Source organism: Variovorax sp. CAN15 (genome assembly GCF_030462475.1).
Taxonomy (GTDB): domain Bacteria; phylum Pseudomonadota; class Gammaproteobacteria; order Burkholderiales; family Burkholderiaceae_C; genus Variovorax.
Genome location: NZ_JASMRZ010000021.1, coordinates 66,546 through 78,682, shown reverse-complemented (window position 1 = coordinate 78,682; position 12,137 = coordinate 66,546). Strand labels below are relative to the sequence as shown.

Annotated in this window: 11 protein-coding genes; 10 read left to right on the top strand and 1 reads right to left on the bottom strand. The window is 68.0% G+C overall.

Features of this window, described 5'->3' with window-relative positions; genetic code table 11:
- The 8 genes from QMO14_RS15820 to bioD all read left to right on the top strand — a co-directional run.
- The coding region (locus tag QMO14_RS15820) for an ATP-dependent DNA helicase (RefSeq protein WP_301508239.1) at window positions 1-1,253 on the top strand (1,253 nt) is incomplete at its 5' end.
- A gap of 181 nt (window positions 1,254-1,434) precedes the next feature.
- Window positions 1,435-2,685 carry a family 16 glycosylhydrolase gene (locus QMO14_RS15815; protein ID WP_301508237.1) on the top strand — a complete coding sequence of 417 codons (1,251 nt, stop codon included), beginning with the start codon at window positions 1,435-1,437 and terminating at the stop codon, window positions 2,683-2,685.
- Between the two features lie 20 nt (window positions 2,686-2,705).
- Complete coding sequence (locus QMO14_RS15810) at window positions 2,706-3,341, top strand: alpha-ketoglutarate-dependent dioxygenase AlkB (protein WP_301508234.1); 636 nt, start codon at window positions 2,706-2,708, stop codon at window positions 3,339-3,341.
- Window positions 3,342-3,573: 232 nt separating this feature from the next.
- On the top strand, window positions 3,574-3,885 hold the full coding sequence (locus QMO14_RS15805; protein WP_301508232.1) for a plasmid stabilization protein: 312 nt from the start codon (window positions 3,574-3,576) through the stop codon (window positions 3,883-3,885).
- 17 nt (window positions 3,886-3,902) lie between these two features.
- Window positions 3,903-4,769 (top strand): NmrA family NAD(P)-binding protein, encoded by an 867-nt coding sequence (locus QMO14_RS15800; protein ID WP_301508230.1) that lies wholly within the window; start codon window positions 3,903-3,905, stop codon window positions 4,767-4,769.
- A 306-nt stretch (window positions 4,770-5,075) separates the two neighbouring features.
- Window positions 5,076-6,479, top strand: a complete 1,404-nt coding sequence (locus QMO14_RS15795; protein ID WP_301508228.1) for an adenosylmethionine--8-amino-7-oxononanoate transaminase — start codon at window positions 5,076-5,078, stop codon at window positions 6,477-6,479.
- Window positions 6,463-7,698, top strand: coding sequence for an 8-amino-7-oxononanoate synthase (gene bioF / locus QMO14_RS15790; protein WP_301508226.1), 1,236 nt, complete (start codon window positions 6,463-6,465; stop codon window positions 7,696-7,698). Before QMO14_RS15795 ends, bioF begins: the two co-directional genes overlap by 17 nt.
- Window positions 7,695-8,441, top strand: a complete 747-nt coding sequence (gene bioD / locus QMO14_RS15785; protein ID WP_301508224.1) for a dethiobiotin synthase — start codon at window positions 7,695-7,697, stop codon at window positions 8,439-8,441. Before bioF ends, bioD begins: the two co-directional genes overlap by 4 nt.
- On the opposite strand, the gene QMO14_RS15780 is transcribed toward bioD, so the two are convergent.
- Complete coding sequence (locus tag QMO14_RS15780) at window positions 8,424-9,476, bottom strand: aldo/keto reductase (protein ID WP_301508223.1); 1,053 nt, start codon at window positions 9,474-9,476, stop codon at window positions 8,424-8,426. The two genes, bioD and QMO14_RS15780, sit on opposite strands and share 18 nt — an antisense overlap.
- A gap of 282 nt (window positions 9,477-9,758) precedes the next feature.
- On the opposite strand from QMO14_RS15780, the gene QMO14_RS15775 reads away from it, so the two are divergent.
- Both QMO14_RS15775 and QMO14_RS15770 read left to right on the top strand, forming a co-directional pair.
- A complete protein-coding gene (locus QMO14_RS15775; protein WP_301508222.1) occupies window positions 9,759-10,751 on the top strand; it encodes an AraC family transcriptional regulator in 993 nt (330 codons plus the stop codon).
- A gap of 150 nt (window positions 10,752-10,901) precedes the next feature.
- Window positions 10,902-12,134: a cyclopropane-fatty-acyl-phospholipid synthase family protein gene (locus QMO14_RS15770; RefSeq protein ID WP_301508220.1), complete on the top strand. Its 1,233-nt coding sequence runs from the start codon at window positions 10,902-10,904 to the stop codon at window positions 12,132-12,134.
- Window positions 12,135-12,137 lie beyond the last annotated feature (3 nt).

The window sequence follows — 12,137 nt, the reverse complement described above, 5'->3', positions numbered from 1 at the left end:
GGGCCGACGCGGTCGTCGGCGACTACAACTACTACTTCGACAGCAGCGCCTTTCTTTACGCCACCATGCGCGAGGCCGACTGGCGTGCCGCCGTGCTGGTCGACGAAGCCCACAACCTGCTCGAACGCGCGCGCGGCATGTACACGGCCGAGCTCGACGGCGGTGCGCTCGAGGAGGCCCACCGCGCGGCGCCCGCCGCGCTGCGCGGCCCGCTCGCGCGGGTGTTCCGCGAATGGGACACGGTGCAGCAGTCGCAACAGGTCGGCTACGAAACCGCCGACGAGATTCCCGAGCGCTTCCTGCGCACCCTGCAGGCCGCCAATACGGCAATGGCCGAGCATTTCGCGGCCACGCCCGAGGCTTCGCAGGGGCCGCTGCAGCGCTTCTTCTTCGACGCGCTGCACTTCGCGCGACTGGCCGAGGCCTTCGGCGACCACTCGGTGTTCGAGCGCACGCTGGGTGCCTCGCAACAGGCGCGCCGCCTGGCCATCCGCAACCTCGTGCCGGCGCCGTTCCTGCAGAGCCGCTTCGCGCAGGCGGCTTCGGTCACCTGCTTCTCGGGCACGCTCTCGCCCTTCGAGTTCTATCGCGACGCCCTCGGCATGCCCGAGGACGCCGCGCTGCTCGACGTGGCCTCGCCGTTCCACGGCGCGCAGCTGCGCGTCGAAGTGGCGATGCACGTGTCGACGCGCTTTCGCGACCGCGCGGGGTCGCTGCGCAACGTGGCGGACATCATCGGCGCGCAGTTCGAGCGCCTGCCCGGCAACTATCTGGCCTTCTTCAGCAGCTTCGACTACCTGGAGAAGGCCTGCGCCACCTTTTCCCTGCGGCACCCCCGCGTACCCGTGTGGAGCCAGACCCGCGGCATGCGCGAGGCCGACCGCCAGGGCTTCGTCGCGCGCTTCGAGGAGGGCGGGCAGGGCATCGGCTTCGCGGTGCTGGGCGGCGCCTTCGGCGAGGGCATCGACCTGCCGGGCAGCCGCCTGATTGGCGCCTTCGTGGCCAGCCTGGGCCTGCCGCAATACAACGAACTCAACGAAATCACGCGCGAGCGCATGCAGGCGCGTTTCGGGAAGGGATACGAATACACGTATCTCTACCCGGGCCTGCAGAAGGTGGTGCAGGCGGCCGGCCGCGTGATCCGCACCGAGGAAGACCGGGGCGTGCTGCATCTGCTGGACGACCGGTTCGCGCGTGCCGAGATCCGAGAGTTGCTGCCGCGCTGGTGGGATGTGCGGCTGGTGAAGGGCTGACACGATGGGGCCCGGCCGCCGAAATCCGCCTTCAGGTGGGCGCAATTGCAAACTATCGAGCCCCGGTGCGCTCTCAATTGAAAAACATTGCAGAGGAGAATCTCATTCAATTGCCGAATTGAATTGTAAACTTTTGGGCGAATTTAAAATTGGATGGCAAATCCAAGAAGGAGGAAATTCCATGCAATCAGATCGCCCGGTCGAACAGTCGGCAATTCCTGAAAAATCGCGCAGACAGTTCCTGCAAAAGGGCGCGCAGGCAGCCACGGCGCTCCTGGGGACCTCGGCCATCGGCGCTTGCGGAGGCGGAGGAAGCAGTGGTGCAGGCAGCGAAATCAATTCCGCAGCGCTGCTGCCTTCCTCCGCAAATCCTGCAGGTGCAATTTCGCCGGAATCTTCTGCCGCACCGCCAGCAGCCGCAATGCCGTCCCCGGCTAAAAGCCCCGTCATCCATTCGTTTTCTCCGGGCCTGGCAATGCGAGGCGATGTGGTCGTCATCACCGGAGCCGAATTCGATTCGGGCTCCACCGTCAGATTCGGAGAGGTGGTAGCGACGAAGTTCAGCGTCGACTCTGCGAACCAGATTTCGGTGACCGTGCCCGACTCGGCGAAAGACGCGCCAATCTTTGTCCGGGCGGCTGGTGGAGAGACCAGATCCAGCAAGCCTTTCGAAGTGGCGCTGGTGCCTGCGGCGGCAAGAAACTACCGGCTCGTGTGGCGCGACGAATTCGAAGGCAACGCGTTGGACCGCACCAAATGGACCCCGCTCACCAATCAGCGAGACGACGCATTCCAGACGGCTGAAGCCGTGACCGTTTCGGGCAGCGTCATGAAGATCACGACATACACCGATCCTTCTACCGGTCGGCACCACACCGGCTTTCTGCGCACGGCCGGGCGCTACGAGTTCTGCTTCGGATACGTCGAGGCCCGCGTCCGCTTCGCGAGCGCTCCCGGGCAGTGGGGAGCCTTCTGGTTGATGTCCAACCAGAACAGGGCATACACGCCTCCCAACCCGGCCGCCGGCGTGGAAATCGACATCATCGAGCAGCGTGCGATCGGTGGCGGCAACATGCCGGACCTTCGCAGCAGCTATTCGAGCGCGGTGCATTGGAATGGCTACCAAAAGGGCGTCCATCTGGTAGATCAAAGCAACGTGGAGGCGCTGCCGCAAGGCCAGTCGTTCAAGGACTGGCACACGCTGGGCCTGCTCTGGACGCCGCAGGGCTATGAGTTCTACCTCGATGGCGCTCCGAAGCCGTACTGGACGACCGACAAGGGCCTTTCGCTGAGCAACGAATTCATCAAGCTCACCTGCGAGATCAGAGACAAGGACTGGGCAGGCGACATCCCGCCCGACGGCTACGGCCCGTTGGGCGCCAGCACCAACGGCATCATGGAAGTCGACTGGGTTCGCGTCTGGCAGCAATAGCCTGACGCAAGAAGCATGAGATGACGCGCGCCACCAGACGCCTCGAACACGCCGCACAGCCAGACCTGTTCGGCGATACGCCGGTGGCCGCGATTGAAGGACTGCGCTACGAAAGCGGGTTCCTGTCGCCCGAGGAGGAAGCCGGCCTGCTGCAGATCGTGCAGGCCCTCCCGCTCAAGGAGATGCGCTACAAGGAATACACCGCGCGCCGCCGGGGCACCAGCTTCGGTGGCAGCTACGACTTCGACACCAACCGCCTGAAGCCCGGCGCGGCGCTGCCCGCGGAACTGCTCCCGCTTCGTGACAAGGCGGCCGCCTGGGCCGGCATTGCTGCCGAAGAACTGACGCACATGCTGATCGCCGAGTACCGGCCCGGCACCCCGCTGGGCTGGCACCGCGATGTGCCCGATTTCGAAGAGATCATCGGTGTCTCGCTGAACAACGACGCGGTGATGCAGTTCAGGCCCTACGCGCCGGGCGCTCCTGCTTCGGGGCCGGCCGCGCTCGAATTCCTGATCGAGCCGCGCTCCGTGTACCTGCTGCGCGGGCCGGCGCGGTGGGCCTGGCAGCATGCGATCGCGCCGACCGGGGCGCTGCGCTACTCCATCACCCTGCGCACACGACGCGTCAAGGTCACCGGCCGCGCGGCGACCTGAACCGGACGGTCGGCCTCAGCCGCCATGCTGGAGAACGGGCGGCGCAGCCAAATCGCCGGCGTGGTCCGCGAGGAGATGCTGGCGCACCTGCGGCGCATGAAGCCGGGCTCCTGACAAGCAATTTACAGCGCGACGACGGACAACGCCGACGCCCGGCATGACCGTCTTCTTACTCGCGGCGCACATGCCGCGCCCAGCATGAAAGCTCCTTAACCAACTGCAGGAGCAAGGCATGCCAAGAGGCGACAAGTCGTCCTATACGGACAAGCAGAAGCGACAGGCCGAGCACATCGAGAAAGGCTACGAGCATCGCGGCGTCGGCAAGGGCGAGGCCGAGCGCCGCGCCTGGGCCACGGTGAACGCCGAGACCGGGGGTGGCAAGAAGAGCGGTTCAGGCCGGGGCAAGACCGAGAACCACGGGCCATCGCGCAAGGGCGGAAGGCTGGGCGGTGCCGCCGCGGCGCATCGCACGGCAGCCGAGCGATCGGCCTCGGCGAAGAAGGCCGCTGCTACGCGCAAGCGCAACGCCGAGAAGCGCGGATGAGCGCAGGGGAGCGGCCCATGCACATCATCCTGGGAGCGACCGGCCACGTCGGCTCGGCGCTGGCGCAAGCCTTGCTCGAACGCAGCGAGGCGGTCACGGTGGTCACGCGCGACGCGCACAAGGCCCAGGCCCTGCGCACCAAGGGCGCGCACGTGGCACAGGTCGACGTATTCGACACCCACGCGCTGCACCGCGTGTTCATGGGCGGGAAGCGCGTCTTCGTGCTGAATCCGCCCGCACCGCCGTCTTCCGACACGGTGGCCGAGGAGCTCAGGAGCGTGCGCGCCATCGTTTCGGCGCTCGAAGGCTGCACGCTCGAGAAGATCGTGGCCGAGTCGGCCTACGGCGCGCAGCCCGGCGAAGGCATCGGCGACCTCAGCGTGCTGTACGACCTGGAACAGGCGCTCGCCGCCGGCCCGGCGCCATTCAGCGCTCTTCGCGCCGCCTACTACATGAGCAACTGGGACGCCTCGCTGGAAACCGCGCGCAAGGAAGGCAAGGTCTACAGCATGTTCCCCGCCGACTTCACGCTGCCCATGGTGGCGCCGCACGACCTCGGCCAGTACGCCGCGAAGCTGATGCTGGGCCCGGCCGAATCATCGGGGCCGCACCATGTCGAAGGGCCGGAGCGCTATTCGCCGGGCGACGTGGCGCGGGCTTTCTCCGAGGCGCTCGGAAAGCCGGTCGCAGTCGTGGAGACGCCGCGCGAGCAGCTGGAGCAGGCGTTCGGGCGGCTGGGCTTCTCCGACGCCGCCGCGAAGTCGTACGCCGCGATGACGCGCGCCACGATGGACCAGCACTACGAGCCGGCCGGCAAGCCGGTGCGTGGGGCGATCTCGCTGCGCGAGTACATCGCCGGGCTGGTGAACAGGAACTCGGGCTGAGGCGGCCCGCGAGGGCTGCTGAAACAGGCCACGATGCATGTCCGAAATTCGCGCGCTGCGCCGCTGGGTCCCGCAAATCGGACATTCATGGCCTGTTTCTGCCGCCAGCCGGACAACTTGCGTTTTCCGGCCACACGTCCTCGAGAGCGAGAAGCCGGCGTGTTCCGCGACGTTGCTCCGAACGCGAGCGCTACGCCATCAAACATCGCTGAACAGCCCGTCATCTCACGCGCCGAGTAGCGGTTTGCCGCCCCCTGAACGCGTCGATACGATCCCGCGCCTTGCCCTCACGAAAGGACTGCGCGGGTGCCTGCGACAACTGCTTCTTCCTCATCTTCCAATGCCGACCTGCAGCAGCGCAGCCGGCGCCATGTGTGGCATCCGTGCACGCAGAGCATCCGCCTCGAGGCGGTGCCGCCGCTGCCCATCGCGCGCGGCAAGGGCGTGTGGCTCTTCGACCAGGAAGGGCGGCGCTACATGGACGCCACCAGTTCGTGGTGGGTCAACCTGTTCGGTCATGCGCATCCGGCGATCAACGCGGCGCTGAAGGACCAGCTCGACACGCTCGCGCACGTGATGCTCGCCGGCTGCACACATGCGCCCGCGGTGGAGCTGGCGCAGCGGCTGTCCGCGCTCACAGGGGGCGCGCTCGGGCATTGCTTCTATGCGTCCGACGGCGCTTCGGCGGTGGAGATCGCGCTGAAGATGAGCTTTCATTTCTGGCGCAACGCCGGCCGCGGCGACAAGCGGCGCTTCGTCGCGCTGAAGCACGGCTACCACGGCGAGACGCTGGGCGCGCTGCACGTGACCGACGTGCCGGTGTTCCGCGACGCCTATGCGCCCTTGCTCGCGAACGCGCATCTGGTCGCCTCGCCCGATGCGCGAAATGCCGCTCCCGGCGAGAGCGCAGCCGACGTGGCCTGCCGCGCAGCCGCCGAACTCGAAGTGCTGCTGGCCGAGCAGCACGGCACCATCGCCGCAGTGATCGTCGAGCCGCTGGTGCAATGCGCCACCGGCATGGCGATGCACGACCCCGAATACCTGCGCCGAGTGCGTGCGCTGTGCGATCGGCATGGCGTGCACCTCATCGCCGACGAGATCGCGGTGGGCTGCGGGCGTACCGGCAGCTTCTTCGCCTGCGAGCAGGCCGGCATCTGGCCCGACTTTCTCTGCCTCTCGAAAGGCATCAGCGGCGGCTACCTGCCGCTGGCGCTGGTGATGGCGCGCGATGCCATCCACGACGCCTTCATCGACGACGACGCGGCGCGCAGCTTCCTGCATTCGCACTCGTACACCGGCAATGCGCTGGCCTGCCGCGCGGCGCTGGCGACGCTGGATCTGTTCGAAGCCGAAGACGCGCTGCAGCGCAACCAGGGCAGGGCGGCGCGCCTGCTGCGGCGCCTGGGCGACGGGCTCGAAGGCCGCGCAGCCGACCATCTGCGGCAGCGCGGAATGATCACCGCCTTCGACGTGCGCGAGCCCGGCGCCCGCTTCGCCGAGCGCTTCCACCTCGCGGCGCGCGCGCAGGGGCTGCTGATGCGGCCCATCGGCAACACCGTGTACCTGATGCCGCCATACGCCATCAGCGACGACGAGATCGACCTGCTGGTCGACGGCACGCTCGCCACGCTGGATGCCGTCATGGCCACGAACCCGCAGAACCCGCGGAACCCGAAGAAGGAAGGAGCCCGCGATGTCGCGCTTGCTTGACCGCCTGCAGGGCGAGATCGACGCGCTCGACGCCCAGTCGCTGCGCCGCCGAAGGCAGATCGCCGAAACCGCCTGCGCCCCGCTGCAGACGCTGACGCTGGCCGGCAGCACCGTACCGCGCACCATGCTCTGCTTCAGCAGCAACGACTACCTCGGCCTCGCGGCCCATCCCGCGCTGGCGAAGGCATGGGCCGAAGGCGCCGCGCTGTACGGCACGGGCAGCGGCGGCTCGCACCTGATCCTCGGGCACTCCCGCGCGCACGCGCAGCTCGAGGAAACACTGGCCGGCTGGCTGTCGCCCTTCATTCCCGAGGCGCGCAGCCTGTTCTTCTGCACCGGCTACATGGCCAACCTCGCGGTGCTGTCGGCGCTCGGCGGGGCGGACGCGGTCATCTTCTCGGAGTCGCTCAACCACGCCTCGCTGATCGACGGGGCGCGACTGGCCAAGGCGCGCGTGGAGCGCTACGCGCATTGCGACGTGGCGGCGCTCGACATGCAACTCGCGGCCTGCGACGCGCCGGTGAAGCTCATCGTGAGCGACGCGGTGTTCAGCATGGACGGCAACATCGCGCCCGTGGCCGCGCTGCTCGCGCTGGCCGAGAAGCACGACGCCTGGCTGGTGATCGACGATGCGCACGGCTTCGGCGTGCTCGGCGAAACGGGGCGCGGCGTACCAGAAGCGTTGGGCCTGAATTCGCAGCGGCTGGTGCTGGTCGGCACGCTGGGCAAGGCGGCGGGCGTGTCGGGTGCCTTCGTGGCGGCGCACCGCACCGTCATCGACTACCTGGTGCAGCGGGCGCGGCCGTACATCTTCACCACGGCCGCGCCGCCGGCCGTGGCGCATGCGTTGCTTGCGAGCCTGGCGTTGATCGAGGGCGAGGAGGGCGCGCAACGCCGTGCGCAGCTGAAGGAGCGCATCTCTCAGCTGCGCCTGGGGGTGGAGGCAGTGCTGCCGCCGGATGGCGGCGCGTGGCTGCCGGAGTCGCCAACCGCGATCCAGCCGCTGATCGTGGGCGACAACGCGCGCGCGATGCTGACCATGGCGCAGCTCGATGCACATGGGTTGCGCGTCGGGGCGATCCGTCCGCCCACGGTGCCGGCCGGGACGGCACGGCTGCGCATCGCGCTGTCGGCCAGCCACACCGAAGCCGACGTCGCGCGGCTGGTCGATGCGCTGGGCGAGGCCCTTGCAAGCCAGCAGCTGAAGGAGGCGGCATGACGCAACAGCGCCGCTGGTTCGTCACCGGCACCGACACCGGCATCGGCAAGACGCTCGTGAGCAGTGCCATGCTGAGCCTGCTGGCCGGATCGGGCCTGCGCGCGGTTGGCATGAAGCCGGTGGCGGCGGGCCTCGAAGAGGTCGACGGTGTCTGGCGCAACGAGGACGTGGAGCAACTGCATGCCGCCGGCAACGTCGACGCACCGCTGGAACTGCGCTGCCCCTATCTGCTGCGCGCACCGATGTCGCCGCACCTCGCGGCAAGGCAGGAGGGCGTGAACATCGCGCTGCAGCCGCTGCTGTCGGCCTTCGAACAGCTCTCGGCGCATGCCGACGCGGTGGTGGTCGAGGGCGTGGGCGGCTTCTGCGTGCCCTTCGGCGACGACCTCGACAGCGCCGGCCTGGCCGTGGCGCTGGGCCTGCCGGTGATCCTCGTCGTCGGCCTGCGGCTGGGCTGCCTCAACCACGCGCTGCTGAGCGCCGAGGCGATCCGCGCGCGCGGCCTGGTGTTGGCGGGCTGGGTGGCGAGCATGGTCGATCCGTCGATGCTCGCGCCGCAGGCCAATCTGCAGACGCTGCGCGCGCGGCTCGGCGCGCCCTTGCTGGGCATCGTGCCGCACCTGGAGAAGCCCGATGCGGCCAGCGCGGCCCGCCACATCGACCTGCGCGCGCTGCGGGCGACGGCGGCGCATGCGGCGCGTCGCCGCGCATCGCTGCAGGCGGCTTCAGCCGCGGCGGCCTGATTCCTCCAGCCGCTTGCCGCGCACGCCGCCCTGGCGCTCCAGCATCCAGCCGGGGTACTCGGCCGGCAGGGCGCTCACCTTGTCCAGCGTGGCGAGCTCTTCGGCCGTGAGCTTGATGGCCGTGGCCGCGATGTTGTCGTCCAGCTGCTCCACGCGCTTGGCGCCGATGATCACGCTGGTCACCACCTGCTGGTGCAGCAGCCACGCCAGCGCGATCTGCGCCACCGACACGCCGCGCGCCTCGGCGAGCTGGCGCATCACGTCGATGCAGTCGTAGGCGCGTTCGACGTTCACCGGCGGAAAGTCGAAGCTGGTGCGGCGGGCGCCTTTCTCCGCCTCGGTGTTGCGGCCGTACTTGCCGCTGAGCAGGCCACCCGCCAGCGGGCTCCACACCATCAGGCCGACGTTCTCGCTGCGCAGCAGCGGCGCCAGCTCGCGCTCCAGGTCGCGCCCGGCGATGGTGTAGTAGGCCTGCAGCGACTCGAAGCGCGCCAGCCGGTCGCGCTCGGCGATGCCCAGCGCCTTGGCGATCTGCCAGGCGGCCCAATTCGACACGCCCACGTAGCGCACGTGGCCCTGGCGCACCAGGTTGTCGAGCGCGTGCACGGTTTCCTCGATGGGCGTGACCGGGTCGAAGCCATGGATCTGGTAGAGGTCGATGTGGTCCAGCTGCAGGCGCCGCAGGCTGGCCTTCACGCCGTCCATGATGTGGAAGCGCGAGGCGCCGGCCGAGTTGACGCCCTTGCTGCCGGTCTCGCCCAGCACCTTGGTGGCCAGCACGAAGCTGTCGCGCGGCACCTTGAGGTTCTTCAGCGCCTGGCCGGTGATGACTTCGGACTGGCCTTCGGAATACACGTCGGCCGTGTCGATGAAGTTGATGCCGGCGTCCAGCGAGCGGCCGATCAGCCCTTCGGCCTCGGACTGCTGCAGGTTGCCGATCTGGCCCCAGATGCCGGAGGAGCCGCCGAAGGTCATGGTGCCCAGGCAGAGTTCGGAAACGAAAAGGCCGGTGCGGCCGAATTTGCGGTATTGCATGGAGAGGTTCCTTTGCGGGGAGGCAGGAGAAAGGAGGGGAGGGAGGGGAACGGGATCTGCCGGAAAAAAGTATCCCGCCGCCGTCCGGCCCGCGGCGAGCGCGTTCCTGCAAAGTATTTGCCTGATTCTCCAGACCTCCCCGCCGGCGCGTGCGAACCGGGGAGAGGAGCGCTAAGCTCCGATCCGCTCATTCCTCCAGGGGGCTTTTGGGGGCGATTCGCCCATCTGGCCCCCTGTATGCCGGTTCTCGCCGGCTCCTCCATCGTGACAAGGTGCCCGAACATGTCCGACGAAACACCCGAAATCGCAGCAGCCATCGCCCAGCCGATGCCGCTGGAACCCGAACTCGACGCAGCCCGCAAGGAACTGGTGGCGCTGATCGAGCACATCACGCAGGGACAGGAAGGCACGGTCGTCACCGCCATAGCCGGCCTGCAGGTGTTCTGCATCCGCAAGCCCGAAGGGCCCAAGCACGGCTTCGCGTCCCCCGCGCTGGGGCTGATCGCGCAGGGCTCCAAGCGCATCATCGTGGGCGACGACATCTATGTGTACGACCCGATGCACTATCTCGTCACATCCGTCGACCTGCCGGTGTGCGGCCAGGTCTGCGTGAAGAGCGAGCAGGAGCCCTACCTGGGCGTGCGGCTGGAGCTGGCCCTGGATGAGATCGGCGACCTGATCGGCGACGAGAAGCTGCCCGCCAAGGCCAACGCGCCGGCTTCGCGCGGCATGTACGTCAACCGCATCGCCATGCCGGTGCTGGAGCCGGTGCTGCGCCTGCTGCGGCTGCTGGACACGCCGGACGACGTGCCCATCGTGGCGCCGCTCATCAAGCGCGAGATCATGTACCGCCTGCTGGTCAACGGCGAGGGCGCGCGGCTGCGGCAGATCGCGCTGCAGGACAGCCACACGCAGCGCATCACCAAGGCCATCAGCGCGCTGCGCATGAACTACGCGCAGTCGCTGCGGGTGGAGGACATGGCGCGCGCGGTGCACATGAGCGTGTCTTCGTTCCACCATCATTTCAAGGCCGTGACGGCCATGAGCCCGCTGCAGTACCAGAAGCAGCTGCGCCTGCAGGAGGCGCGCCGCCAGATGCTGATCGCCGGCGCCGACGTGGCGAGCGCGGCGCACAGCGTGGGCTACGAGAGCACATCGCAGTTCGCACGCGAGTACGGCCGCATGTTCGGCGCGCCGCCGCTGCGCGACAAGCGCCGCTGGCTGGGCGAGGCGGGCAACGACGCGATGGGCGCGGCGTCGATGGAAGCGGCCTGAAGCGCCGGCGCGCACCAGCCGCCTTCTAGCACTTGCTGCGATTTCTTGCGCTGACGTGACCATGCACGTTCCGCGGAACTTCGTTATTGTTTTGCCCGCTGCAGCAACACGCCCGCCCGGGCGGGAGAACTCAACAACACGGAGAAATGCATGCTTTGGGAAAAGAAGCTGGCGCAGTGGTGCGCCGCGGTCCGCGCACGCGCCAACCTGCCGGCGCGGCTCACCCTGTGGGACGGCCAGTCCTATGACTTCGGCACCTTCAGCGGGCCCGTCGTCACGCTGCACGTGAAGTCGCCGGCGGCGCTCTCGCTGATGCTGCAGCCCACGCTCGACAATCTGGGCGAGGCCTACGTCAAGAGCAAGATCGACATCGAGGGCAAGCTCAGCGACGTGATCGACATCGCCTACGGCCTTGCGAAAACCTCGATCGACAAGCCCGGAGGCGCGCTGCAGAACATGGCGCGCTACTTCACGCACACCAGGTCGTCGGACAAGAAGTCCATTCAATACCACTACGACGTCTCGAACGAGTTCTACAAGCTCTGGCTCGATCCGAACATGGTGTATTCGTGCGCCTACTTCGAGAACGGCGACGAAGACCTCGCCACCGCGCAGCTCAAGAAGATCGACCACATCCTCACCAAGATCGAGCTCAAGCCGGGCCAGACCCTGCTGGACATCGGCTGCGGCTGGGGCGCGCTGGTGATCCGTGCGGCGCAGAAGTTCGGCGCGCGCTGCGTGGGCGTGACGCTGTCGCAGAACCAGTTCGACCTGGCTACCGAGCGCGTGAAGGCCGCGGGCCTGGAGGACCGCATCGAGATCCGCCTGCAGGACTACCGCGACGTGACCGGCCAGTTCGACCGCATCACCAGCGTCGGCATGTTCGAGCACGTGGGCCGCAAGAACCTGCCCGACTACTTCAGGCGCGTGCAGCAGCTGCTGGCCGACGACGGCGTGGTGATGAACCACGGCATCACCTCGTCCGACCCGGAAGGCGGCGGCGTGTCGTACGGCGGTGGCGACTTCATCGACCGCTACGTGTTCCCCAACGGCGAGCTGCCGCACATCAGCCTCGCGCTGCAGGCCATGCAGCAAGGCGGGCTCGAAGCATTCGACGTGGAGAACCTGCGCCGCCACTACGCGCAGACGCTGCGCTTCTGGAGCGACGCCTACGAGGCCAACAGCGAGAAGGCGCGCGCGCTGGTCGACGAGGAGAAATTCCGCATCTGGCGCGTGTACCTCGCGGGCTGCGCCTATGCCTTCGAGAACGACGACGTGGCGATCTACCAGATCGTCGGGCGCAAGGCGGGCAGGGCGGCGAAGACGCTGCCCTGGTCGCGCCGCTACATCTACGACGGCACTTCGGCGCTGAACGCCGCGTGAGCT

Excerpts from the sequence above, each read along its gene's own strand:
- QMO14_RS15805 (WP_301508232.1), top strand. The coding sequence starts at position 3,574 with ATGCCAAGAGGCGACAAGTCGTCCTATACGGACAAGCAGAAGCGACAG.
- QMO14_RS15775 (WP_301508222.1), top strand. The coding sequence starts at position 9,759 with ATGTCCGACGAAACACCCGAAATCGCAGCAGCCATCGCCCAGCCGATG.
- QMO14_RS15770 (WP_301508220.1), top strand. The coding sequence starts at position 10,902 with ATGCTTTGGGAAAAGAAGCTGGCGCAGTGGTGCGCCGCGGTCCGCGCA.
- QMO14_RS15815 (WP_301508237.1), top strand. The coding sequence starts at position 1,435 with ATGCAATCAGATCGCCCGGTCGAACAGTCGGCAATTCCTGAAAAATCG.
- QMO14_RS15810 (WP_301508234.1), top strand. The coding sequence starts at position 2,706 with ATGACGCGCGCCACCAGACGCCTCGAACACGCCGCACAGCCAGACCTG.
- bioD (WP_301508224.1), top strand. The coding sequence starts at position 7,695 with ATGACGCAACAGCGCCGCTGGTTCGTCACCGGCACCGACACCGGCATC.
- QMO14_RS15800 (WP_301508230.1), top strand. The coding sequence starts at position 3,903 with ATGCACATCATCCTGGGAGCGACCGGCCACGTCGGCTCGGCGCTGGCG.
- QMO14_RS15780 (WP_301508223.1), bottom strand. The coding sequence starts at position 9,476 with ATGCAATACCGCAAATTCGGCCGCACCGGCCTTTTCGTTTCCGAACTC.
- bioF (WP_301508226.1), top strand. The coding sequence starts at position 6,463 with ATGTCGCGCTTGCTTGACCGCCTGCAGGGCGAGATCGACGCGCTCGAC.